This window comes from Mesorhizobium sp. M2A.F.Ca.ET.043.05.1.1 (genome assembly GCF_003952445.1).
Classification (GTDB): Bacteria; Pseudomonadota; Alphaproteobacteria; order Rhizobiales; family Rhizobiaceae; genus Mesorhizobium.
This window is the reverse complement of record NZ_CP034446.1, coordinates 363,791-386,656: the sequence shown is the minus strand read 5'-3', so window position 1 is coordinate 386,656 and position 22,866 is coordinate 363,791. Positions and strand designations below refer to the sequence as shown.

21 protein-coding genes are annotated in these 22,866 nt (G+C 64.5%); 12 read left to right on the top strand and 9 right to left on the bottom strand.

Annotated elements, in window-relative coordinates; all coding sequences use genetic code 11:
• The first annotated feature begins 90 nt into the window (after positions 1-90).
• Together EJ069_RS01810 and EJ069_RS01805 are read left to right on the top strand one after the other, a co-directional pair.
• Entirely contained in the window at positions 91-918 is an 828-nt protein-coding gene (locus EJ069_RS01810; RefSeq protein ID WP_126059805.1) for an extensin family protein, read from the top strand.
• A gap of 570 nt (positions 919-1,488) precedes the next feature.
• Positions 1,489-2,196 carry an LssY C-terminal domain-containing protein gene (locus tag EJ069_RS01805; RefSeq protein ID WP_126059804.1) on the top strand — a complete coding sequence of 236 codons (708 nt, stop codon included), beginning with the start codon at positions 1,489-1,491 and terminating at the stop codon, positions 2,194-2,196.
• A gap of 15 nt (positions 2,197-2,211) precedes the next feature.
• Here EJ069_RS01805 and EJ069_RS01800 read toward each other — a convergent pair whose 3' ends face one another.
• Together EJ069_RS01800 and EJ069_RS33100 are read right to left on the bottom strand one after the other, a co-directional pair.
• The gene (locus tag EJ069_RS01800; protein ID WP_245456416.1) at positions 2,212-3,090 is read right to left on the bottom strand and encodes an NAD(P)-dependent alcohol dehydrogenase; all 879 of its coding nucleotides are present in this window, start codon (positions 3,088-3,090) and stop codon (positions 2,212-2,214) included.
• The gene (locus EJ069_RS33100; protein ID WP_245456415.1) at positions 3,087-3,233 is read right to left on the bottom strand and encodes a hypothetical protein; all 147 of its coding nucleotides are present in this window, start codon (positions 3,231-3,233) and stop codon (positions 3,087-3,089) included. Before EJ069_RS33100 ends, EJ069_RS01800 begins: the two co-directional genes overlap by 4 nt.
• 124 nt (positions 3,234-3,357) lie before the next feature.
• Here EJ069_RS33100 and EJ069_RS01795 point away from each other — a divergent pair, with 124 nt between their 5' ends.
• From EJ069_RS01795 to EJ069_RS01780, 5 genes are all read left to right on the top strand, one after another.
• Positions 3,358-4,272, top strand: coding sequence for a LysR family transcriptional regulator (locus EJ069_RS01795; protein WP_126059803.1), 915 nt, complete (start codon positions 3,358-3,360; stop codon positions 4,270-4,272).
• 75 nt (positions 4,273-4,347) lie between these two features.
• Positions 4,348-5,658, top strand: coding sequence for a hemolysin family protein (locus tag EJ069_RS01790; RefSeq protein WP_126059802.1), 1,311 nt, complete (start codon positions 4,348-4,350; stop codon positions 5,656-5,658).
• A gap of 48 nt (positions 5,659-5,706) precedes the next feature.
• The gene (locus tag EJ069_RS32625; protein ID WP_189476589.1) at positions 5,707-5,883 is read left to right on the top strand and encodes a hypothetical protein; all 177 of its coding nucleotides are present in this window, start codon (positions 5,707-5,709) and stop codon (positions 5,881-5,883) included.
• Between the two features lie 387 nt (positions 5,884-6,270).
• Complete coding sequence (locus tag EJ069_RS01785; RefSeq protein ID WP_126059801.1) at positions 6,271-11,130, top strand: autotransporter outer membrane beta-barrel domain-containing protein; 4,860 nt, start codon at positions 6,271-6,273, stop codon at positions 11,128-11,130.
• Between the two features lie 103 nt (positions 11,131-11,233).
• The gene (locus EJ069_RS01780) at positions 11,234-11,458 is read left to right on the top strand and encodes a hypothetical protein (RefSeq protein ID WP_126059800.1); all 225 of its coding nucleotides are present in this window, start codon (positions 11,234-11,236) and stop codon (positions 11,456-11,458) included.
• A 30-nt stretch (positions 11,459-11,488) separates the two neighbouring features.
• Here EJ069_RS01780 and EJ069_RS01775 read toward each other — a convergent pair whose 3' ends face one another.
• Genes EJ069_RS01775 through EJ069_RS01765 form a run of 3 tightly spaced genes read right to left on the bottom strand, consistent with a single transcriptional unit; the run spans position 11,489 to position 14,692 of the window.
• Positions 11,489-13,051: an MDR family MFS transporter gene (locus EJ069_RS01775; protein ID WP_126059799.1), complete on the bottom strand. Its 1,563-nt coding sequence runs from the start codon at positions 13,049-13,051 to the stop codon at positions 11,489-11,491.
• Between the two features lie 7 nt (positions 13,052-13,058).
• Positions 13,059-14,153: an HlyD family secretion protein gene (locus EJ069_RS01770; RefSeq protein ID WP_126059798.1), complete on the bottom strand. Its 1,095-nt coding sequence runs from the start codon at positions 14,151-14,153 to the stop codon at positions 13,059-13,061.
• The gene (locus EJ069_RS01765; RefSeq protein WP_126059797.1) at positions 14,150-14,692 is read right to left on the bottom strand and encodes a helix-turn-helix domain-containing protein; all 543 of its coding nucleotides are present in this window, start codon (positions 14,690-14,692) and stop codon (positions 14,150-14,152) included. Before EJ069_RS01765 ends, EJ069_RS01770 begins: the two co-directional genes overlap by 4 nt.
• 457 nt (positions 14,693-15,149) lie before the next feature.
• On the opposite strand from EJ069_RS01765, the gene EJ069_RS01760 reads away from it, so the two are divergent.
• Positions 15,150-16,076 carry a transposase gene (locus EJ069_RS01760; RefSeq protein WP_126059570.1) on the top strand — a complete coding sequence of 309 codons (927 nt, stop codon included), beginning with the start codon at positions 15,150-15,152 and terminating at the stop codon, positions 16,074-16,076.
• A gap of 249 nt (positions 16,077-16,325) precedes the next feature.
• Here the strand turns inward: EJ069_RS01760 and EJ069_RS01755 are convergent, their stop codons facing one another.
• Both EJ069_RS01755 and EJ069_RS01750 read right to left on the bottom strand, forming a co-directional pair.
• Positions 16,326-16,691 carry an avidin/streptavidin family protein gene (locus EJ069_RS01755; protein ID WP_126059796.1) on the bottom strand — a complete coding sequence of 122 codons (366 nt, stop codon included), beginning with the start codon at positions 16,689-16,691 and terminating at the stop codon, positions 16,326-16,328.
• 228 nt (positions 16,692-16,919) lie between these two features.
• The gene (locus EJ069_RS01750) at positions 16,920-17,525 is read right to left on the bottom strand and encodes an NADPH-dependent FMN reductase (RefSeq protein WP_126059795.1); all 606 of its coding nucleotides are present in this window, start codon (positions 17,523-17,525) and stop codon (positions 16,920-16,922) included.
• 90 nt (positions 17,526-17,615) lie between these two features.
• Here EJ069_RS01750 and EJ069_RS01745 point away from each other — a divergent pair, with 90 nt between their 5' ends.
• Positions 17,616-17,984: a helix-turn-helix domain-containing protein gene (locus EJ069_RS01745; protein ID WP_126059794.1), complete on the top strand. Its 369-nt coding sequence runs from the start codon at positions 17,616-17,618 to the stop codon at positions 17,982-17,984.
• 171 nt (positions 17,985-18,155) lie between these two features.
• Here EJ069_RS01745 and EJ069_RS01740 read toward each other — a convergent pair whose 3' ends face one another.
• Positions 18,156-18,404: a hypothetical protein gene (locus EJ069_RS01740; RefSeq protein ID WP_245456414.1), complete on the bottom strand. Its 249-nt coding sequence runs from the start codon at positions 18,402-18,404 to the stop codon at positions 18,156-18,158.
• 72 nt (positions 18,405-18,476) lie between these two features.
• The gene (locus EJ069_RS01735) at positions 18,477-18,872 is read right to left on the bottom strand and encodes an acyl-CoA thioesterase (RefSeq protein ID WP_042646168.1); all 396 of its coding nucleotides are present in this window, start codon (positions 18,870-18,872) and stop codon (positions 18,477-18,479) included.
• Between the two features lie 191 nt (positions 18,873-19,063).
• Here EJ069_RS01735 and EJ069_RS01730 point away from each other — a divergent pair, with 191 nt between their 5' ends.
• The 3 genes from EJ069_RS01730 to EJ069_RS01720 are packed head-to-tail and all read left to right on the top strand — an operon-like array spanning position 19,064 to position 22,802.
• Entirely contained in the window at positions 19,064-20,680 is a 1,617-nt protein-coding gene (locus EJ069_RS01730; protein WP_126059793.1) for a GMC family oxidoreductase N-terminal domain-containing protein, read from the top strand.
• Entirely contained in the window at positions 20,677-21,888 is a 1,212-nt protein-coding gene (locus EJ069_RS01725) for a mandelate racemase/muconate lactonizing enzyme family protein (protein WP_126059792.1), read from the top strand. Before EJ069_RS01730 ends, EJ069_RS01725 begins: the two co-directional genes overlap by 4 nt.
• A complete protein-coding gene (locus tag EJ069_RS01720) occupies positions 21,885-22,802 on the top strand; it encodes an NAD(P)-dependent oxidoreductase (protein ID WP_126059791.1) in 918 nt (305 codons plus the stop codon). Before EJ069_RS01725 ends, EJ069_RS01720 begins: the two co-directional genes overlap by 4 nt.
• Positions 22,803-22,866 lie beyond the last annotated feature (64 nt).

The window sequence follows — 22,866 nt, the reverse complement described above, 5'->3', positions numbered from 1 at the left end:
ATTTCCGCCCCAGGCGTGAATGCCGGCGCTGATCTTTCCTTTACTGTTGAGGGTTAACCTTGTGTCATTCGGGGACAAGGACGCCTTTCAATGGCTCGAAGACTTGGCGCTGTGCTGGTGACGGCGCAACGGAACAGGTGCGCGCGGATCGCGATTGCCGGGCTGGCAGCGGGCGCCATCGCGACGATATCGGCCTGTACCACGGGTGACGTCTTTGCGCTGCAGCCGGCCGTCGATGTCGGCAGCCAGACGGCGGCCGTGCCACAGCCCGACGCGCCGCAATATTCCGGCATGCAGCGCCTTGTTCCGTCCAACCCCTACATGACCCAGGCCGCCTACCCGCGCATGGACGAGCCGATGTCGCCTCTCGAGCAGATGCCGGCCAGCGAGATCGACTGCCGCAACGAGCTGAAGCGGATGGGCGTCGTCTATCAGGACGTCCAGCCGATCCATGAAGGCCAGTGCGGCATCGATTTCCCCGTAAGAGTCTCGGCGATCGGCAGCGTCGCCATGAAGCCGGCGGCGACGCTGACCTGCAATATGGCCGCCACCTTTGCCGCCTGGACGAAGAACGAGTTGCAGCCTGCCGCCCGCTGGCGCTATTTCTCCGGCGTCAGGGCGATCCACCAGGGCTCCAGCTATTCCTGCCGCAACATCGCGGGCGAAGGTGTTTTGTCGGAGCACGGCAAGGGCAACGCCCTCGACGTCATGAGCATCGAGCTCAACAATGGCGACGACATCGACGTGCGCAAGCCCGGCCTGTTCGCCTTCCGCACCCGCGGCTTCCTCAACAATGTGCGCGCCGACGGCTGCGAATATTTCACCACGGTGCTTGGGCCCGGCTACAATTACGACCACCGCAACCATTTCCATTTCGACATCAAGAACCGCAAAAGCGGCTACCGCGCCTGCCGCTGACTTGAAGTTGGAAATTGACGCCCATCTCACCTTCGTCATCCTAGGGCGGAGAGGGAGGCAAAGCGTATCGCGTGGACCCAAGGTCCATTCTGTGACGCATGAGCGTTGCGGCGGTCTAGAACGGCCCCCGTTCTGCACCCCTTTTTCCCTCGCGCCACGTCACGGAATGGATCCTCGGGTCTACGCGCCGCTGCGCGTCGCTCCGCCCGTGGATGACGAAGTTCGGGCGCTTCGGCTAATCGCCAAAGGCGCGAGTTGCTTCTTTGAGGCAAAGCGTTCACCAACCTTCGAGATTGGCCGAAACGCTGATCAAGTCGTCATCCACGGGCGAAGCAAGGAGCGAAGCGACGCGCGCAGACCCGAGGATCCATTCCGTTACCTGTGAGCGTTGCAGCGGTTCAGAATGAGTTCCGTTCTGCACCGCCTTTGTCCCTAACGCAACGTCACGGCATCACCGCAAGGTGGCCAACGAAAATCCCATATCGACAACGCGCCGGCTCCACAGGCCTTTGCCCAAAAACGGCCAACACCGCATAAAATGGTCGCGCAAGGATTTGGGAGCGGTTGGTCGTGGGTAAGCGAAGCCTGAGGCGGCGGACGGCGATCTGGCTTGCGGCTATTTGCGCCTTCTACCTGGCGCTCGCCTACGTCGCCGCGCCGGAATTCTGGACCTGGCGGGAGCGCGGTTTCCGCACCCGCCCCTTCGAGATGGTGACGCATACGCCGCAGGGCATTCCCGGCGATCCGATCAATGTCGGCCTTGTCGGCACCGAGAAGGAAGTGGTCCACGCCTTCGCGGTCGCTGGCTGGGACACGGCCGATGCCATCACCCTCAGGACCGCGATCGATATCGGTGAAAGTGTGCTGTTTTCCCGCCCCTACCCCGATGCGCCGATGAGCCGCCTGTTGTTCGAGGGCCGCGCCCAAGACCTGGCCTTCGAGAAACCGGTCGGCGACAGCGCCGACCGGCGCCACCATGTCCGCTTCTGGCAGACGGACGCGGTCGGCGACGACGGCCGCCCGCTTTGGCTGGGCGCCGCGAGCTTCGATCGCGGCGTCGGCCTCAGCCACGACACCGGCGCCATCACTCACCATATCGGTCCGGACATCGACGCCGAACGCGACTTCCTGATCGGCGACCTGAAGGCCGCCGGTCTGCTTATATCCACCAGCGAGATACCGGGAAGCGGCGCCACGAAGTCTGGGCGCAACGGCGGCGGCGATCCCTATTTCACCGACGGCATGGCCGTGATCGGCGTGTTGAAGACGCTGCAGTGACCTTGCCACGCGCGCTCAGCTCGTGGTGATCACGATCTTGCCGAACGGTCCCTTTTCCAGATGCTGGAGCGCCTGGGGCACCTCGTCGAAGCCGTAGACCTTGTCGATGACGGGCTTGATGCCGAGCGCCTCCATAGCCTGGTTCATGCGCTCGAAGGCGCGTCGATGGCCAATGGAAATGCCCTGGACCACGATGCGGTTGCGCATGAACGGAACGACCGGAAAGCTGATCTCCATCGCGCCGAGCACGCCGATGACGGACAGCCGGCCATCGGCGGCAAGGGCGCTGAGCGACCGGCGCGCATTGTCGCCGCCGACCATTTCCAGCACATGGTTCACGCCAAGCCCGTCCGTCATGGCGCGAGCGGCCTCGTCCCATGCCGGCTGGCTGCGGTAGTTGATCGTCTGCCACGCGCCGAGGTCCCTGGCGCGCTTCAGCTTCTCGTCGCTGCTCGACGTGACGATGGCGCGCAAGCCGAAGGCGGCGGCGAATTGCAGCGCAAACAGCGACACACCGCCCGTGCCCTGGATAAGGATGGTCTGGCCTGGCACCGGCCTTGTCGCCTCCGCCATCGCGAACCAGGCGGTCAGCGCCGCGATCGGCAGCGTTGCGGCCTCGACATCGCTCAGCGAGACCGGCGCCGGCACCGCCGCGTCCTCGCCGAAGACGACATGCTGCGACAGCATGCCTGGAAGCGAGGAGCCAAGCGTATGCTGGTGGAGCACAGCCGGCGCGTCGCCGTCCGGCCAGTCGGCGATCACCTGTCCCAGCACCCGCTGTCCGACCTTGAAGCGGCTCACCGCGCCGCCGACCGCCACGACCTCGCCCACGGCGTCCGAGGTCGGCACGAATGGGAAGGACAGATCGGGGATGAGCACGCCATCCACGATCATCTTGTCCTTGTAATCAGCGAGACGGCTTTCGTCCGCACCAGAAGCTCGTGCGGGCCTGGATCGGGGATCTTGCCTTCCACCGGTCGCAGATTCGAAAGGCCGAACCCGCTCATCTGCCAGGATCTGTTGCTATCGGTGCTCATGCGTCGCGCTCCTTGGTTGATGGTGCGCGAGAGATTTATGCGATCCGACTATGGAAAATAGTGCTCCGATGCGGGATATTCGGCAACAAATTGAAGAGCTAAAATCTACAATAAGGAATTCGATATGGACCCTGCCGACCTCCAGGGCGTCGTCGCATTCGTCAACACTGTCGAAGCCGGCAGCTTCACCCGTGCCGGCGAGCGGCTGGACGTGACGAAGTCGGCGATCGGCAAGTCGGTCGCGCAACTGGAGCAGCGGCTGGGTGTGCGCCTCCTCAACCGCACCACGCGCAGCCTCAGCCCGACCAGCGAAGGCATGAGCTACTACGAATCCTGTGCGCGGGCGCTTGCCGAGATCGAGGCCGGGCAAGCGTTGCTCGCCTCGCGCCGGCAGGTGCCGTCGGGCAAGCTTCGGGTCGATGTACCGCTCGCCTTCGGCCGCCGATGCGTCGCGCCGGTGCTGTTCAACATCTCCAATCGGTTCCCGGACCTGATGATCGAGATCTCCTTCAACGACCGGCGCGTCGACCTGATCGAGGAAGGCATCGACCTGGCCGTACGCATGGGCGACCTCGACGATTCTTCGTCGCTTGCGGCACGTCGCATCTATGCCCAGCGCTCGGCGATCTGCGCGTCCCCAGCCTATCTCGAGCGGCATGGCCGGCCGCAATCCATCGACGACCTCGCCCGGTACAGCGTCATCGGCTATGGGCGCGAAGGTGTCGTCCGACCCTTGGCCATCCGCGACAGCGGCGGCCGTCTCACCACCTTCGTGCCCAAGGCGCGGCTTGTGCTGGGCCACGGCGAGCCGATGCTGGACGCCGCGCTCGCCGGCTGCGGCATCGCCTTCCTGCCGACCTGGCTTGCCGGCCAGAGCCTGAAGCGCGGCGCGCTCGAAATGGTCCTGCCCGACTATCTGGTCGAGCGCATCGTCGTCCATGCCGTGTGGCCCCTCACGCGCGCGCTGACGCCGAAGCTTCGCGTGGTCATCGACGCGCTTGTCGGGCATTTCGCGGCGCTAGCTTGGGATGCCGCCTGAACATTGCGCCTGTCATCTTCCAAAAATACCGGCAGGCTATTTTCGAATGCACTGCAGCAATGCTATTGACCGCCCATGCTTTACGTTGAAATCGCCGTCGTTGCCGTCCTCATCTTGGTGAACGGCCTTTTGTCGATGTCGGAGCTTGCCATCGTCTCGTCGCGGCCCGCCCGCCTCAAGGCGATGATCGACCGCAACGTCAAGGGCGCCGGCCGCGCGCTGGCGCTGGGCTCCAATCCGGGCAAGTTCCTGTCCTCGGTGCAGATCGGCATCACCCTGGTCGGCGTCCTCTCAGGCGCCTTCTCGGGCGCGACGCTCGGCGAAAGGCTGGCGCAATATCTGGCATCGACCGGCATCCGCGAAACCATCGCCGACCCGGTGGGCGTCGGCATCGTCGTCGCTCTGATCACCTATGCCTCGCTGATCGTCGGCGAGCTGGTGCCGAAGCAGATCGCGCTCAAGGACCCGGAACGCGTCGCGGTCAGGGCCGCGCCGGCAATGACGATCCTCGCCACCGTCTCGGCGCCGCTCGTCTTCCTGCTCGACCTCTCCGGCCGCGCCGTGCTGTGGCTGCTCGGCCAGGCCGGCGAAGCGGAAGAGAAGGTCACCGACGAGGAGATCAAGATGCTGGTCGCCGAGGCCGAGCACCACGGCACCATCGAGTCCGACGAGCGCCGCATGATCGCCGGCGTCATGCGGCTCGGCGACCGCGCCGTGCGCGCCGTGATGACGCCGCGCACCGAGGTCGACTGGCTCAACCTGCAATCCGACGAGACGGTGATCCGAAAGCTTCTGATGGAAACGCAGCACTCGCGATTGCCGGTCGGCGACGGCAATGTCGACGCCATGGTCGGCGTCATCCAGACCCGCGACGTGCTGGCCGCCCTTCTGGCCGGCAGGGTGCTGGATCCGCGCCAGCATGTGCGCGACGCACCCATCGTGCACGACCAGGCCGACGCGCTCGACGTGCTGCAGAAGCTCAGGGAATCGGACGTGCCGATGGCGCTGGTCCATGACGAATACGGCCATTTCGAAGGCATCGTCACGCCGGCCGACATCCTCGAAGCGATCACCGGCGTGTTCCGCTCCGACCTCGAGGCCGGCGAGGAGGAGAACGCCGTCGAGCGCGACGACGGCTCATGGCTGCTCGCAGGCTACATGCAGGCCGACGAGATGGCCGAGGTGCTGGGCATCGACCTGCCGGAGAACCGCGATTACGAGACCGTCGCCGGCTATGTGCTGTCGCATCTCCACCATCTGCCGACGACCGGCGAGTGCGTCGACGCGCAAGGCTGGCGTTTCGAGGTGGTCGACCTCGACGGCCGCCGCATCGACAAGCTGATCGCCACTCGCCTGCCCGACGGGCATCGCCCTGTGGCGCGCTGAGCGGAACCTTAGCGTCAACTTGCGGTTTCAGGTCATGGGGACAAATCCATGGCCGAGAGCAAGCACGAACGCGACGAGCGACTGAAGGCGGAGAAGGAGTTCCGGGTCCGGTTTCTCATGAAGGAGACCGGCATCACAGAAGACCAGGCCCGCGACCTTGTCGACATGATCGGCATCGATGCCAGCTCGCTTCTTCGGGAGGCGCGGCTGCTGAAGAAAAAATAGGTGGAGTTGGGTAACGGTCACGTTTCGAGCGTAACGTTCGGCGTTCGTGCCGAACGGAGAAACGCTTGGAAGCGGCTACATGCTTTCGCCCTTATCAAGGGGGCAGCCATTTCAGCACGCGGCGTGCCGGATCCGCCGAGCTCGACATTCAGCAGTGACGGCTGGTTTGCCGCCCATAAATTCAACCTAGGCTTACTTATATATTTATACTGCTTATATTCTCACTTTCTAATGTTTCTTTTAAGTAACGGTGCTCAATAAATCAATAATCGACAATTCAACTTCGCGACAGGAATCAAACGCCAAGTTAACCTCTCGGCGATTTGGTCGGTGCGCCGTGCGGGCGATCCGGCGTGGCGGGCAACGGATTCACGGGCGGGCAGACCAATGAAGACGAGCGGCGGCGCGCTTCGGCGCATGCGGGACGGGATGCTCCTTGCGGGCGTGAGCGGTGCGGCGATTGCTTGCCTGCTCCCCAGCGCGGCCTCGGCAACGACGACCTATTACGTCAGCAACGAGACGGACCTGCGCAACGCGATCATTTCGGCCAATGCCGACAGCGACCCCATCCAGTTGATCGTCATGACGCAGAGCTTTGGTATTCTGGCTCCGGACACACTGCCGACGCCGACCAGGTCGCTGTCGATCGATACGCAGGGCTTTACCTTGTCCGGCACTCCGAGCGGCCTAAACCCGGGCAATGTCCGCTTCACTGGCGGAACCCTTGTCAGCGGCACGGTGACCCTTTCGGGCACGCTCGCCGGCGCCAACCAGACTGGCACTGCACTAGTTGGGGTCGGCTTTGTCTTCGACAGCGGGGTGACGACGGCGGGCGGCACCACCGCGCAGGTCGTCAACAACGGGTCGATAACCGGTGGCTCGGCGACGGTGTCTGGTTCCAATGGCGGCGTCGGCGTGTCGCTGACAAACGTCATTACCTTCGTCAACAACGGCGCCGTCACCGGCGGCGGCGGGATAAACGGCAACCCCATTGGAAACAACGGGGCCGGTGTTAATATCAACAATTTCGGCGCAACGCTCATCAACAATGCCAGCGGCACCGTTCAGGGCGGCAACAGCCAGGGCGGATATGCCGGCGCCGGCGTATGGGTAACCAGTAGCACCGCCAAGCCCGCGACGATCGTCAATTCCGGCACGATCCGCGGCGGCTCGGACCTGACAGGGGTTGGAGCCGGCAACTTCGCGATTCGCGCACGGGGACTGGGTATTTCGATAACCAACTCCGGCACCTTGGAAGGCGGCAACGGCGCGGCGGCGATCGGTCTCGATGGCGCCTCGACGACGACTATGTCGATCGTCAACAGCGGCACGATCCGCGCGGGCGCCGGTTCCACCACCGCCATCCAGTTCGGCACGACGGCAACGAGCACGGCGACCCTCGAGCTTCAGGCCGGCTCGCAGATCGTGGGCAATGTGATCGCCGGCACCTTAAGCACCAGCGATACTTTGCGTCTCGGCGGCGCCGGCTTCGCCATCCTCGACGGCGCGATCGGCGCCACGGGCCTGTACCAGAATTTCGACATCCTCGAAAAAACTGGAACCGGTACCTGGGCGCTGACCGCCGATAACACCGCCACGCAGGCCTGGACGATCTCGCAAGGCACGCTGCAGATCGGCAATGGCGGTACGACCGGTTCGATCCTCGGCAATGTCGCCAACAACGGCACGCTCGCCTTCGACCGCTCCGACACCTACACCTATGGCGGCGTGATCTCCGGCAGCGGCGCGGTGAACCAGATCGGCACCGGCACCACTATACTCACCGGAGCCAACACCTATACCGGCGGGACCGCGATCTTCAACGGCGTGCTTTCGGTCTCCGCTGACACAAATCTCGGTGCTGCTTCCGGCGGCCTGACCTTCAATGGCGGCACGCTGCAGACAACGTCCGGCTTCACCAGCAGCCGCAATGTCGCCCTGACCGACAACGGCACGGTCCAGGCCGATGCCGACCTTGGCCTGACGGGCGTCATCAGCGGCAGCGGCCTTCTCACCAAGACCGGCGCCGGCACGCTGACCTTGTCGGGCAACAACAGCTATACCGGCGGCACGCGAATCCTGGGCGGGACCCTCGAGGCCGAGGGCGGCAACGCGATCGGCGACCAGTCTGCGGTGATTGCCCAGGCCGGCGTGTTCCGCGTCCTCGACGACGAGACCATCGGCACGCTCTCAGGCGACGCCGGCACGGTGGAGCTTGTCGGCGACCTCACGACCAGCACGAATTTCGCCAACACGATCGCGCTGTTCTACGGCGGCATCACCGGAACTGGCGGCTTCGTCAAGAACGGCGCCTACCGCCAGGTGCTGGCCGGCAACAACAGCTATCAGGGCGCGACACAAATCCTGGGCGGCACGCTCTTTGCGGTCGGTACGGGCATCGACTCCATTCCCGACGCCTCGGCCGTGACGATGGCGGCCGGCGCCACGCTGTCGCTCGCGCGGCCCTCCATCTCCTCTGGCATCACCGGCATAAACAGCGATGACGAGACGATCGGCTCGTTGTCGGGCGCCGGCAATGTCGCTCTCGGCGACAGGAAACTGACGATCGGCAGCGATGCCAGCACCCTGTTCTCCGGCTCGATCTCGGGCGCCGGCGGCTCTCTTGCCAAGCTGGGCACAGGCACGCTCACGCTCTCGGGCACCAACACCTATACCGGCGCAACGACGGTCGATGCAGGCAGGTTGCGTGTCGATGGCTCGCTCGGAAATACAGCCGTCAGCGTCAACAGTTCCGGCACCCTGGCGGGCGTGGGAACGATCGCGGGGCCGGTGACGGTGGATGGCACAATCGCGCCGGGCGACAGCCCCGGCACGCTCACGGTCGGTTCGCTGACGCTCAACGCAGGTGCGAATCTCGACTACGAGCTCGGCACTCCCGGGACAGTCGGCAGCGGCGTCAACGACCTGATCGTGGTCAACGGTGATCTCACCCTCGACGGCACGCTGAACATCACCGATGTCGGCGGCTTCGGTCCCGGCGTCTACCGGCTCATGAACTACGGCGGTGCGTTGACGGACAACGGACTTGAGTTCGGGACCACGCCCGTCTCCGCGAGCGATCTCTTCATCCAGACCGCCATCAACGGACAGGTCAATCTGATCTCCAGCGCCGGCGTGACGCTGGGCTTCTGGGATGGCGGCAATACGGGGCTGCATGATAACGGCGTGATCGACGGCGGTGACGGCGTGTGGGATGCGACGAACCGCAACTGGACGGAAGCCGACGGCGCGATCAACGGCAAGTGGGGCCAGGATTTCGCGGTGTTCGCCGGTCAGGCCGGCACCGTCACGGTGGATGATTCCGCCGGCACGGTCGGCTTCACCGGCATGCAGTTCATGACCAACGGCTATGTGATCGACGGCGACACGCTCACCACCAACACCGCCGCCACGACGATCAGGACCGACGCCGGCGTGACGGCGACCGTCGCCGCTGAGATCGCCGGAACCGGCGGCGTGGTGAAGACCGATACCGGCACGCTCGTGCTTTCCGGCACGAACACCTACAGCGGCGGCACGACGATCTCGACCGGCACGCTGATCGGCCAGGCAACGAGCTTCGGCACCGGCGACATCCTTGACAACGCGGCTTTGGTTTTCGACCAGCCGGCCGATGCCACCTTCTCCGCCATCATCTCCGGCACCGGCACGCTGGCCAAGTTGGGGAGCGGCAATCTCAACCTCACCGGCACCAACACGCTGAGCGGCGCCACGACGATCGGGGCCGGCAAGCTCTCGGTCAACGGCTCCCTCGCCAACTCCGCGGTGACCGTTCTGAGTGGCGGCGCGCTCGGCGGCAACGGCACGGTGGGGTCGACGACGCTGCAGACCGGCGGCATCATCGCGCCCGGCAACTCGATCGGCCAATTGACCGTCCAGGGCAATTTCACCGGCGCCGGCGGCACGGTCGAGATCGAAGCGATGCTCGACGGCGACGCCTCTTCCACCGACAAGCTCATCATCACCGGCGACACCTCGGGCACCGCCAACATCAAGGTGATCGGCCTTGGCGGTGCCGGCGCGCAGACCGTCGACGGCATCAAGATCATCGATGTCGGCGGCGCCTCGGCCGGCACCTTCAACCTGCAGGGCGACTATGTCTTCCAGGGCGACCAGGCTGTGGTCGCCGGCGCCTATGCCTACCGGCTCTACCAGAACGGCGTCAGCACGCCGGCCGACGGCGACTGGTATCTGCGCTCGGCGCTGATCAATCCCGTCGATCCGGGCGGCCCGACCTCGCCGCTCTATTCACCCGCCGTGCCGGTCTACGAGGCCTATGCCGGCGTGCTGCAGAGCTTCACCCAGCTCGGCACGCTGCAGCAGCGCATCGGCAACCGCTCATGGACTGTCGCCGACCAGTCGGCGACAGGCAGCGCCAGCCAAGGCGGCAACCCGATCTGGGGGCGCATCGAGGCCTCGCACAGCGAGTTCGAGCCGGGCACGAGCACCACCGGCACCGACTATGACGCCGACCTCTGGCGGCTGCAGGCCGGCCTCGACCTGCTGCTCTCCGAAACCGCCTCCGGCATGCTGGTCGGCGGTCTCACCGTCCACTACGGCACCGTGAAATCGGACGTCTCCTCGTCCTTCGGCACCGGCTCTATCGACGCCACCGGCTACGGCTTCGGCGGCACGCTGACCTGGTACGGCAAGAACGGTTTCTATGTCGACACCCAGGCCGAGCTCACCTGGTTCGACAGCGATCTGTCCTCCGCGACGCTCGGCAAGAAGCTCGCCGACGGCAACAACGGCTTCGGCTACGGCCTCGGCATCGAGGCCGGACAGAAGATCGCGCTCGCGGGCAACTGGTCGCTGACGCCGCAGGCGCAGCTCTCCTACGCCTCGGTCGACTTCGACACCTTCACCGATCCTTACGGCGCGCTGGTCTCCAACGGCAGCAGCGACAGCCTGACCGGCCGCCTCGGCCTCTCCGCCGACTACGAAAGCGAATGGAAGGGCAGCGCGGGCCAGACCAGCCGCTCGCATGTCTACGGCATCGCCAATCTCTATTACGACTTCCTCGACGGCACCGATGTCGATGTCTCCGGCACCGGGCTGACCAGCAAGCCGCAGCAGCTTTGGGGTGGCCTCGGCGTCGGCGGCTCGCTGAGCTGGGCCGACGACCGCTATTCCGTCCATGGGGAGCTGCTCGCGCGCTCCAGCCTGGAGGATTTCGGCGACAGTCATGCGTTCGGCGGCTCCGTCGGCTTCAGCGTGAAGTGGTAGGCTGGCGACGATAGGTCGAAAAAGGCAACCAGCGGTCGCTGGAAATTCTCCGACGCATATAGGAATTTAATCCTTGGTGGGGCGATTCTCGCAGGAGGTCGCGGTGGTTCGTCGCAACAAGGCAAAGCAATTGTCGGAGTCGGAGCTTCAGCGGTTCCTGATGGCGGCGGGAGAGCTGCATCGCAGTATCGTGGCCCCGTTGATATCGACGCAATGCGATCACTACCGTTCCATGCAAATCCTGCACGAGGCGTTGCTGAAAGCGGTGAAGGACATCACCGGCAAGGACGCTGCTTTTATCCGCTGGTTTGGGGCGGGTTCGCGGTAAACTGCGTTGCCCGCGGCACTTGCGCGCCCCTCAATGCGCGTCCGGCGGCGGCGCCTTCGGCGTCACGTTGCGCAGGAACGGCACCAGCGCGGTGGCGATGACGAACGCCACCATGATGACCAGGAACGCGTCGGCATAGGCCATGGTTGAAGCCTCGCGATAGGTGAGCTGCCAGAGCTGCTTCAGCGCGGCGGCATGGCCCTCGTCGACGGCGCCGGGCAAATGGCCGTAGCGCTGCGCGACGTTGTCGACCAAGCGCATGGCCGCCTCGTTCTGCGGCGTCAGATGCGAAGCGATTGCCAGGAAATGGAAATTGGTGCGGTTGTTGAGGATCGCGCCGCAAATGGCGATGCCGACCGCGCCGCCGAGATTGCGCATGGTGTTGAACAGGCCGCTGGCATATTTCAGCCGTTCCGGCGGCAGGCTGCCCAGCCCGAGATTGACGCTGGGCGCCACGGCGAAGACCTGCGGGAAACCGCGAAAGATCTGCGGCAGGAGGAGCTCGGCCGAGCCCCACTGGCTGGTGATGGCGGAAAAACTCCACATCGAGGCGCCAAAGGAGGCCAGGCCGAACATCATCAGCCAGCGCGTGTCGAAGCGCTTGGCGAGGAAGATGTAGACCGGAACGCCGACCAACGAGGCGACGCCGGTGGAAAACACCGCTAGCCCCGTTTCAAGCGCGTTGTAGCCGCGCACATAGCCGAGGAACAGCGGCGTCAGATAGATCGTGGCGAAGATGCCGATGCCGGTGATGAAGGAGAGAAAGCAGCCGATGGCGAAATTGCGGTTGCCGAAGGCGCGGAAGTCGACCACCGGCTGCGCATAGGTCAGGCTGCGGACGACGAACAGGACGAGCGTCACCACGGCGACAACTGCGCCGTTGCGGATCGTGGCGTCATCGAACCAGTTCCAGCGCGAGCCTTCCTCCAGCACATATTCGGCCGTGCCGAGACTGACCGCCATCAGCGCCATGCCGATATAGTCCGCGCCCTTCAGCAACGACAGATCGCCCTTGTCGATCTTGACCAGCAGCGCGACGAGCACGGTGATGACCGCCCCGGGGATGACATTGACGTAGAACAGCCAGTGCCAGTTCAACGTATCGGTGATCCAGCCGCCGATGACCGGCCCAAGCGTCGGCGCGATCGAGGCGATGCTGCCGACGACGGCGGCGGCATAGACGCGCCTTGGGCCCTGGAAATAATGGAAGGACGAGGTGAACACCGTCGGGATCATCGAGGCGCCGAGCAGCCCTTGCAGCGCCCGGAACACGATCATGCTTTCGATGTTCCAGGCAAAGCCGCACAGCATGCTGGCCAAGGTGAAACCGGCGGCCGAGATGGTGAAAAGCCAGCGCGTTGAAAACACCCGCGTCAGCCAGCCCGACAGCGGGATGACGATGATCTCCGCCACCAGATAGGAGGTCTGCACCCAGCCGATCTGGTCCTGCGCGGCCGACAGGCCGCCACCGATATCCTGCAGCGACGAGGCGACGATCTGGATGTCGAGCAGCGCGATGAACATACCCACGCACATCACCATGAACGGCAGGATGCTGGCGAGGAAGGATTGCGGGGCGGCCGGCGCTGACATGGCGCCCTCAGCGCGATCCGGTATCGACGGTGACGACAGTGGACAGGCCGGGCCGCAGCGCCACCTTGCCCGACTGGTCGGCGTCGATCGCGATCCTCACCGGCACCCGCTGCACGATCTTGGTGAAATTGCCGGTCGCGTTCTGCGGCGGGATGACGCTGAAGATCGCCCCCGTGGCCGGCCCCAGGCTGGTGACATGGCCCTTGAGCGGCTGGTCGGGGGCGATATCGGCATAGACGGTCGCGGCCTGGCCGTCGGCCATGGCGCGTAGCTGGTCTTCCTTGAAATTGGCGTCGACCCACAGGCCCGAAACAGGCACGATGGTCAGCAGATAGCTGCCCGGCGAGACATAGGTGCCGACCTGCGCCAGCCGGTTGCCGACGATGCCGTCGATCGGCGAGCGGATTTCGGTGAAGCCGAGGTCGAGCTCAGCCGTGTCGAGATCCGCCTTGGCGGCCGCGACTTCCGCCGTCGCTTCCGAAATCTGGGTGTTGAGGACGTCGAGCTGTTGCCTCGACGCCGCAAGCGCCGCCCGCGCGGCGGCGACGGAGGCCTGCGCCTGGCCGTCGGCCGCGGCGCTCTTTTGCGCATCCTGCTGCGAGCCGGTCCTGGCGCTGGCAAGCACCGCGTAGCGCTTGGCGTCCTGCGCGGTGAAGAGAGCGGCGGCGCTCTTCGCCTCGAGATCGGCGCTGGCCTGCTCGATCAGCGAGTTCTGCAGCGAGATCTGGGCACGCAGATTGTCGAGCGCCGACTGCTTCTGCTGCACCGATGCCTGCGCGCGTTCCAGCGCTGCCTTGAACGGTCTGTCGTCGATGCGGATGACGGGCTGGCCGGCGCTGACATGCTGATTGTCCTCGACGAGCACCTGGTCGATATGGCCGGCGACGCGCGGCGCCAGCGGCGTGACATTGCCGCCGACATAGGCGTCGTCGGTCGTCACCATGAAGCGGTTGGCCTGCCACCACTCGGCGCCATACCAACCAGCGGCAGCGATGGCGATCAGGGCTGCGCCGAGCAGCAACGGCTTGCGCCGCTTCCTCGCCGGCTTCGGAGCTTCAACGACGGAGGCCCGCAACTCGGCCGGGGAAAGAGCCTTGTTCATCTGCTTCGCGCCTCTTCTTGGCCGCCATTCTCGATCAGCGGCAAGCCCGGCCCTTCGCTGCTGAAGCGGTAGCGTTTCCGCATACGATCGCTGGCCGTCGGTCCGGTCGCCAGGGCGAAGCCTCCGCTGTCGAGTTGCCTGCCGGTCTCCTTGTCGACCAGGACGGGATCGGCCCAGCGCCCGTCCGCCGTGTCCACCACGACGAGGCTCGGGCCCTCGGGCGCCAGATGCCGGTTGCCCCAGGCAAGCAGCGTAAGCAGCACCGGCCGGAAATCGCGGCCCTTGGCCGTCAGCACATATTCATGGCGCAGCGGCCGCTCGCAGTAGGCGCGCTTCTCGAACAGCCCGCGCTCGACCAGGCTGTTCAGCCGCCGCGTCAGGATGTTGGGCGCGATATCCAAGCTCTTCTGGAACTGGTCGAAGCGCGTCAGGCCCTGGAATGCGTCGCGCAGCAAAAGGATGCTCCACCACTCGCCGACCTCGTCAAGACTGCGCGCGATCGGGCATGGGCGCGTTTCGAAGCTCGTCCTGGCAACCATTCTCGTGACTTACTTTCAATATGCAAGTCACAAATAGCCTGGTTAATTGCATAATGCAAGTCGCTTTGCGGCACGACTTTTGGAATCGACCGACACGAAGTTGTGCGCGGCCCTAGTGGCACTGCACAGGGATTTTGAAAGGTTGCCGTTTGTCTTGGCGCAAGATTTTCCGTTCATTTGCGTGAAATCAACGCAAACGCCGGGGATTGGTTGAAGCCGCCCCAACCTCGTCATTCTATGGCGGAGCAAGGAGCGAAGCGACGCGGCGCAGACCATAGAATCCTGTGTGTTGGTTCTGGTGTATGGTTCGAAGTGGGAAGGAGACCGAGTGGATCCTGGTCGTCCTTTCGGACAGGCCGTGGCATGGCCCGGTCCCTTCCCACCGGTGAACCATCAACCTGAACAGTTGCACGGGGCTGTTACAAGCAGACCTCGCACCACAGGAAGAGGCGTGGACATGATAGCCCAGAACTATGTCGGCTGCGACATCTCCAAGCAGTGGCTCGACTTTTTTGATGAGACAAGCGGCCGTCTTCGGCGCATCGACAACCAGGCCGATGCGATCGCGGCTTATGTGGCGGGTCTTGATCCCAGTCGGGACTTCGTCGTCATGGAGGCGACAGGCGTGCATGACCGGCTGCTGCGTCATGCGCTGGCCAAGGCCGGCGTGCCGTTCTCGCGGCACAACCCGGCACACACCCACCACTATTCGAAGTCGACGCGCCGGCGCGCCAAGACCGATCCTCTCGATGCCAGGATGCTGAGCGACTATGGCCGTCGCTATAACCCTGAAGCCGAGCCGGCGCCGCGCGAAGAAGTCGAGCGGCTTCAATCGCTTGCCGGCCACCGCGACCACCTGGTCGAGATGCGGGCAGCGCTGAAGAAGCACCTCGCCGAGGCCTTCGATGAGATCGTCATTGCCGATCTGGAAGAGACGATCTCCTTCCTTGACACGCGCATCAAGGCGTTCGAGAGCCAGATTGCCGAAGTCATTCGTCAAAACCAGGACACCGCTCGCGACCATGCGCTGATGGTCTCCGTGCCCGGTGTCTCCAAGGTCGGCGCGCTCTCGCTGCTGGCGCTCCTGCCCGAGCTCGGCCAGCGCTCACCCAAGGCGATCGCGGCACTGGCCGGCCTTGCCCCGTTCGACAACAAGAGCGGCAAGCTCAACCGCAGGAGCCATATCCAGGGCGGGCGATCACGCGTGCGCCGCGCCCTCTATATGGCTGCCCTCACCGCCATCAGAACCTGTGAGCGCTTCAAGACCTTCTACACCGCACTTGCTGCCCGCTCAGGCTCCAAGAAACTGGCTATCATCGCCGTCGCAAGGAAGCTCTTGGTCGTCCTCAATGCCATCATGCGCGACAAAATCGCCTTCGCATGAACACAGTTGCCATGCCGTGACTTGGAAGCGTTACCGCGGTGCAGAATTTTGCTCCGTTGCACGCCGTGGCGAAGGTAACGGCATGGATTCCAGGGTCTTCGCGACGGAGCTTCGCTCCTGCTCCGCCCTGGAATGACGATCGCGATGGGGCGTTGCGGCCAATCTCCAACGCATGCCACCTGCCAACGCAAACAGAGCCGACCGGTCAAAATCCCTGTGCAGTGCCACTAGTATCTGCTGGCTGTTTGGCTATTCTCGGACGAAGGTGTCGAGGCTGGTGCCTAAGGCACGCCAGGTTCCGACCTGCTTGCGGGAAGCGATTTCGCCCTCCTTGCCGGTGATGGTGCTGCCCGCCACCGTCAGCCACATCGTCTCCAGCTTGCCGTCCCGCAATATGCCGGTGTAGCTCACCGCGGCGGGGCCGGCCGTACCCTCGCCGGCGGCCGTCACTCCAATGACGTCGCCGTGCGCGATGCCGAATATCGGCACGGTCTGTCCATAGAAGCTGCTGTCTTCGAGCGCCGTGCGGAACGTGCCTTCGATCCGGCCGCCGTCCTCGCGGGTGATATCGAGGACGGACCCATACTGATTGCGCCATCTGCCAAGCCAAGGCATTCCGCTCCTCCACGACCGTCTTCGTCTTTCAGCGGATTCGGTCCTGCATCTAAAGCACCGCTCCGAGCGGTCAAGGACCGCCAAACGTCGCCGGGCCGAACGCAGGACAGTGCGCCGGCTTATGGGATCAAGCTGGGTCCAGGGAACATCGGTGGTTTTCAGTCCACCGCACATTGAAAAGGGCGACGCAAGCGCCGCCCTTCGGGAGGATGATTTTTCGCAGGCGCTTTAAGCGGCCTGGGCTTCGCCGGCGATCGCGTCGGCGGCGCGGGCCGCCTTGAGCACCTTCGCCCACCAGGCGACGTCGTTGACCAGCGCCACGGCGGCCTGGTTCAGGTGCTCGAGATCCTCGAGCTTCTTCTCGCCCTGGCGCAACGCAAGGAAATCGCCCCAGGCGATATGGACGGCCGACTTGACCGGCGCCATCTGCAGCTCGACGGCGATGAGGCGGAGCTGTTCGACCGCGCGTGCGCCGCCGACCGAGCCATAGCCGACGAAGCCGGCCGGCTTCTTGTTCCATTCATTGGCGGCGTAGTCGATGGCGTTCTTCAAGACACCGGTCGGCGCGTGATTGTATTCGGCGGCGGTGAAGATGAAGCCGTCGAACTCGGCGACCTTCTTCTGCCAACGCTGCGCCACTTCGTTCTGCGACGGCGCCCAGGCGGAGGATGCGACCTCGTCGAAGAAGGGCAGCGGCCAGTCGCGCAGATCGACGATCTCGACGTCGATGTCGGCATGGGCCTTGGCGATCTTGGCGATCCACTGCGTCGGCACGTCGGCGAAGCGGGCGGCGCGCGTCGAACCGACGACGATGGCGATTTTGGGCTTGGACATAAGGGGCTCTCCTTGCGGGAATTTTTGGTATCGTTTGGATACCGGCGCTATATGTGATACTGACAAACGAGCGCGCAAGGGGGCACGTTTATGTTACTGAGGCACCCGCATATCACCGAAGACTGCCGTGCCGTGTCGGAAATCCTGCAGCGGGTCGGCGACAAATGGACCGTGCTCGTGGTCGGCAAGCTGGGTGACGGCGCGATGCGCTTCAACGAATTGCGCGCCGCCGTCGGTGGCATTTCGCAAAAAATGCTGACCACCACCTTGCGTGGACTGGAACGCGATGGGTTCGTGACGCGAAAAGTGTTTCCGACCATTCCGCCACGCGTCGATTACGAGCTGACCGAGCTCGGTCATGAGCTGCTCGTGCCGGTCGGCGCGCTTGGCGAATGGGCCCGGAAGAACACAAATCGGGTTCGCGAGGCGCGGGCGAGATTCGACAGCCAGCAGGCTTGAACCCCTTGTGGTTCAAAGGTTTCTGAACCATTGGATGAACCGTTGCGGCTCGGCGCCGGACCTATCGTCCCTTCCGGCTTTGATCGGATTAGCTTCGGCTCCGCAGCCAGCCTCGCAGGTGTGTCCGCGCAGCCCTCTCGACAAGGATGACTGTCTTTAGCCGGCCACCGATCAGGCGCTTGCAGCGGTAGTGTTGCAGCACGCCGTCGAGCAGGTCTCCTGCTGCGCGGCCTTCTTGTCGATCGCCTTCGGGTCCCTCACGCAGGCGACGCGTGGAAGGTCTTTGCTGACCTCAACATAGGCCGTTATTCCAAGCAGGCAGATCAGCGCAATAAGGGCTGCCACAAGCCAGCCGTTCAGCATGTGTTGACGCATTGTTTTCCCCCTCGCGACCACAAACTGGGGCGCGAAGGCAACCATTGGATGTCGCGAAGCGCATCTGCCGCGCGGGCGTTGTTACAAAACGGCAAGCTCGCGGAGAATCGGAGCCTGTCAGCTCTCGGCCGGAACCGGCTTCGGCTTGCCTTCGCCGTCGAGCGCCACCATGACGAAATCGGCATGGGTGACCTTCTCCATCAGGTCGGAAAGGTAGCGCTGCGCCCAGGCCTCGACCTTGAGCACCATCGAGGTGCGGCCGACGCGCTCGACATGGGTGTAGATGCAAAGCGTGTCGCCGATCTTCATCGGCTTGGCAAAGGACATCTCCTTGACCGCTGCGGTGACCACGCGCCCCTTGGCGCGCTCGGCGGCGCGGATGCCGCAGGCAAGGTCCATCTGCGCCATCACCCAGCCGCCGAAGATGTCGCCAGCCGCATTGGCGTCCGACGGCATGGCGAGCGTGCGCAGCGTGAGGTCGCCAAGCGGTTTTCCGTCCGCGTAATGCACCATAGGAAAGTCCTTCAGCCGCTGCTTTCCCGAACCCGTACCAATGCGATTGCGATGTCGCAAGCTCTGCTGAAAGCGAAAACTGCGCCGCCGGAGCAGTCGCTTTTTTCACAAGCCATGCCGGAAGCCACGGCGACGCCGCGAGCCGGCAATGTCTAGGCTAGGCCGCGAATTTCGGAGCGCGCCCGCCTATCATGCAGACTTATGATTTCATCATCGTCGGCTCCGGCTCGGCCGGTTCGGTCGTGGCCGACAAATTGTCGGCTTCGGGCCGCTTCTCGGTGCTGGTGCTGGAGGCCGGCGGGACCGACCGGCGCTTCTACGTCCAGATGCCGCTCGGCTACGGCAAGACCTTCTTCGACCCGGCCGTCAACTGGAACTACAAGGCCGAGCCGGACCCAGGTCTCGCCGGCAATGCGGACCACTGGCCGCGCGGCAAGCTGCTCGGCGGCTCGAGCTCGATCAACGCCATGGTCTTCATCCGCGGCGCGCGCGAGGATTTCGACGCCTGGGCCGCCGCCGGCAATCCGGGCTGGGGCTATGACGATCTGCTGCCCTCCTTCAAGGCAATGGAGGACAATGCGGCCGGCGCCGACCAATGGCGCGGCGTCGGCGGACCGCTGCACATCACCGATTGTTCGCGCGCGGTGCACCCGCTGACCAAGCGCTATCTTGCCGCCGCCGAGCAGGCCGGGCTGCCGCTCAATCCGGACTTCAACGGCGCCTCCCAGGAAGGCGTCGGCGTCTACCAGATCACGACCAGGAACGGCCGCCGCATGTCGGCCGCCCGCGCCTTCCTGCGGCCGGCGATGAAACGCCCCAACGTTCGCGTCGAGACAAACGCGCTGGCGACAAGAATCCTGTTCGAGGGCAAGCGCGCCGTCGGCGTCGAATATGAGCAGAACGGCGAGACCAAAACCGTCCGCGCTGGCCGCGAGGTGATCCTCTCGGGCGGCTCGATCAACTCGCCGCAGCTGCTGCAGCTGTCCGGCGTCGGCCCCGCGGCGCTGCTTGGCAATCTCGGCATTTCGGTGGTCCACGCCAACGACAATGTCGGCGCCAATCTGCAGGACCATGTCGGCATCAACTACACGTTCAAAGGCAAGCTGCCGACGCTCAACCAGATCCTGCGCCCATGGTGGGGCAAGCTGCTGGTCGGCATGCAATACATCCTCTTGCGCTCCGGACCGCTGTCGCTGTCGATGAACAATGCCGGCGGCTTCTTCCGCACCGATCCGTCGATGGCGCGGCCGAACATGCAGCTTTATTTCCAAGCCTTCTCGACCGTCATTCCGAAGAGCGGCGAGCGCCCGATCCTGACGCCCGACCCCTGGCCGGGCTTCTCGATCGGCCTGTCCAACTGCCGGCCATCGAGCCGCGGCGAGATCATGATCCGCTCGAGCAATCCGCGCGACTACCCGAGGATCACGGCCAACGCCTATTCGACCAATGCCGATGTCGACGAGATGCTGGCCGCGGTGAAGTTCGTGCGCAGGATCGCCGCGATGCCGGCCATGGCCGAGGTCATCGAGGAAGAGGTGCTGCCCGGCCCGTCGATAAAGTCGGACGCCGACCTGATCCAGGATTTCAGGAAGCGCTCGGGCACGGTCTATCACCCAGTCTCAACCTGCCGCATGGGGCCGGATGCATCACGCGCCGTCGTCGATCCGCGACTCAAGATGCATGGGCTCGAGGGCTTGCGCGTCATCGACGCTTCGATTTTCCCCGACAACATCACGGGCAATACCAACGCCGCCTCGATCCTGACAGGATGGAAAGGCGCCGACCTGGTTCTGGAGGATCAGAAATGAAAATCACCGACGTGAGGACCTGGGTTGTCGGCAACCCGCCACCCGGCATCGGCGGCAAGTATTTCATCTTCGTCAAGCTCACCACCGACGGCGGCGTCGTCGGCTATGGCGAAGCCTACAACGCCACCTTCTCGGCCCATGTCACCGCCAGGATGATCGAGGACATGGCCGAACGCTACCTCGTCGGCCGCGACCCGCACGATCTCGAAAATCTGTTCCGCCGCGTCTATTCGTCCGGCTTCACCCAGCGCCCGGACGTCTCCGGCATGGGCTGCTTCTCGGCGCTCGAAATGGCCTGCTGGGATATCATCGGCAAGGAGGCGGACAAGCCGGTCTACAAGCTGCTTGGCGGCCAGGTGCATGAGACGCTGCGCTCCTACACCTATCTCTATCCGCACAGCGGCAGCGTTCACTCGGAAGATGCGCGCGGCCAGAACGTCTACAACGACCCCGACCTGGCTGCCGCCTGCGCGCTCGAATATGTCGAACAGGGCTTCAACGCCGTGAAGCTCGACCCGGCTGGGCCCTACACCGCCTATGACGGCCACCAGCCGCGCCTCATCGACATCGACCTCTCGGCGCGCATGATCAAGGCGATCCGCGAAGCCGTCGGTAACAGGGCCGACATCCTGTTCGGCACGCACGGCCAGTTCACCGCTTCGGGCGCGCTGCGCCTCGCCCGCGCCATCGAGCCTTACGATCCGCTGTGGTTCGAGGAGCCGGTGCCGCCGGATATGCCCGAGGTGATGGCGCAGGTCGCCCGCGGCACCTCGATTCCGATCGCCACGGGCGAGCGGCTGACGACGAAATTCGAGTTCGCCCGCGTCATCGAAAATCGCGCCGCGACCATCCTGCAGCCCGACCTCGGCCGCTCCGGCGGCATCCTCGAAACCAAGAAGATCGCCGCCATGGCCGAGGCCTATCACATCCAGGTGGCGCCGCACTGCTATTGTGGCCCGATCGTCGGCGCCGCCAACATCCAGCTCGCGGTGACGCTGCCCAACTTCCTCATCCTGGAATCGCTGAAACAGTGGGACGGTTTTCACGCCACCCTGCTCAAGAAAAAGATCGAGTGGCAGGACGGCAATGTCATCCCGCCGAAGGAGCCCGGCCTCGGCGTCGAACTCAACGAGGAAGTCTGCGACGCGCATCCCTATAGCGGCAAGGACCTGCATTTGCAGATGATGCAGACGCCGTTGATGCCGTGACCCTCGCTTACGCCTTCATTGGCCTTGGCCATCTCGGCGGCAACCTTGCCGCCAGCCTGTTGCGCCACGGCTTTGCCGTCACCGTCGTCGATCGCGACCCGGCGGCGATCGAGCGCCTCGTCGCGCTCGGCGCCACGGCGGCGGCGAGCCCCGCCGAGGCCGCCGCCCGCGCCGGCAATGCGATCACCTGCCTGCCCTCGCCCAAGGTCAGCGAAGCGGTGCTCGCCGGCCCGGACGGATTGCTTAAGGGCCTGCCTAAGGATGGCACCTGGATCGAGATGTCGACCAACGGCCGCGATGAGATCTTGCGGCTCGCCGCGCTTGCTTCGGCAAAGGGCATCGAGACGCTGGAATGTCCGGTCACCGGCGGCGTGCATCTGGCCGCTGTGGGCAAGATCACCGCGCTCGTCGGCGGTGACGCAGCGCTCTACGAACGCCACCGGCCGGCCATCGAGGCGATGTGCGCAAGATCCTTCCTGATGGGACCGGTGGGCTCGGCGGCGGTGATCAAGGTCATCACCAACATGCTGGCCTTCATCCATCTGGTCGCCGCCGGCGAGGCGCTAATGCTGGCCAAGCAGGGCGGGCTAGACCTCGCCCAAGCGTATCATGCCATCGTCGCCTCTTCCGGCAACAGCTTCGTCCACGAGACCGAAAGCCAACTGGTGCTCAACGGCTCCTACGATATCGGCTTCACCATGGACCTGGCGCTGAAGGACCTCGGCTTCGCGCTGGCCATGGGCCGGGATTTCGGCGCGCCGCTCGATCTGGCAACACGCGTCAACGCGATCTTCGAGGAAGGCAAGCGTGCCTATGGCGGCGACGCCTGGTCGACCCAGATCGTCAAGCTGCTCGAGGATGCGGTCGGCACGGAGCTTCGCGCGCCAGGCTTCCCGGCCAAGCTCGAACTGTAATCCGGCAATAATTTAGCCAGCTATTTCAATCACCTGACCACTTCGGCCGAATCAAACCCTCAGC

What these genes read in the sequence shown, in the direction of transcription:
- EJ069_RS01810 (WP_126059805.1), top strand. Translation starts at nt 91, where the DNA reads ATGGCTCGAAGACTTGGCGCTGTGCTGGTGACGGCGCAACGGAACAGG.
- EJ069_RS01800 (WP_245456416.1), bottom strand. Translation starts at nt 3,090, where the DNA reads ATGATCGTGGATGGCGTGCTCATCCCCGATCTGTCCTTCCCATTCGTG.
- EJ069_RS33100 (WP_245456415.1), bottom strand. Translation starts at nt 3,233, where the DNA reads ATGAGCACCGATAGCAACAGATCCTGGCAGATGAGCGGGTTCGGCCTT.
- EJ069_RS01795 (WP_126059803.1), top strand. Translation starts at nt 3,358, where the DNA reads ATGGACCCTGCCGACCTCCAGGGCGTCGTCGCATTCGTCAACACTGTC.
- EJ069_RS01790 (WP_126059802.1), top strand. Translation starts at nt 4,348, where the DNA reads ATGCTTTACGTTGAAATCGCCGTCGTTGCCGTCCTCATCTTGGTGAAC.
- EJ069_RS32625 (WP_189476589.1), top strand. Translation starts at nt 5,707, where the DNA reads ATGGCCGAGAGCAAGCACGAACGCGACGAGCGACTGAAGGCGGAGAAG.
- EJ069_RS01785 (WP_126059801.1), top strand. Translation starts at nt 6,271, where the DNA reads ATGAAGACGAGCGGCGGCGCGCTTCGGCGCATGCGGGACGGGATGCTC.
- EJ069_RS01775 (WP_126059799.1), bottom strand. Translation starts at nt 13,051, where the DNA reads ATGTCAGCGCCGGCCGCCCCGCAATCCTTCCTCGCCAGCATCCTGCCG.
- EJ069_RS01770 (WP_126059798.1), bottom strand. Translation starts at nt 14,153, where the DNA reads ATGAACAAGGCTCTTTCCCCGGCCGAGTTGCGGGCCTCCGTCGTTGAA.
- EJ069_RS01765 (WP_126059797.1), bottom strand. Translation starts at nt 14,692, where the DNA reads ATGGTTGCCAGGACGAGCTTCGAAACGCGCCCATGCCCGATCGCGCGC.
- EJ069_RS01760 (WP_126059570.1), top strand. Translation starts at nt 15,150, where the DNA reads ATGATAGCCCAGAACTATGTCGGCTGCGACATCTCCAAGCAGTGGCTC.
- EJ069_RS01755 (WP_126059796.1), bottom strand. Translation starts at nt 16,691, where the DNA reads ATGCCTTGGCTTGGCAGATGGCGCAATCAGTATGGGTCCGTCCTCGAT.
- EJ069_RS01750 (WP_126059795.1), bottom strand. Translation starts at nt 17,525, where the DNA reads ATGTCCAAGCCCAAAATCGCCATCGTCGTCGGTTCGACGCGCGCCGCC.
- EJ069_RS01745 (WP_126059794.1), top strand. Translation starts at nt 17,616, where the DNA reads ATGTTACTGAGGCACCCGCATATCACCGAAGACTGCCGTGCCGTGTCG.
- EJ069_RS01740 (WP_245456414.1), bottom strand. Translation starts at nt 18,404, where the DNA reads ATGGTTGCCTTCGCGCCCCAGTTTGTGGTCGCGAGGGGGAAAACAATG.
- EJ069_RS01735 (WP_042646168.1), bottom strand. Translation starts at nt 18,872, where the DNA reads ATGGTGCATTACGCGGACGGAAAACCGCTTGGCGACCTCACGCTGCGC.
- EJ069_RS01730 (WP_126059793.1), top strand. Translation starts at nt 19,064, where the DNA reads ATGCAGACTTATGATTTCATCATCGTCGGCTCCGGCTCGGCCGGTTCG.
- EJ069_RS01725 (WP_126059792.1), top strand. Translation starts at nt 20,677, where the DNA reads ATGAAAATCACCGACGTGAGGACCTGGGTTGTCGGCAACCCGCCACCC.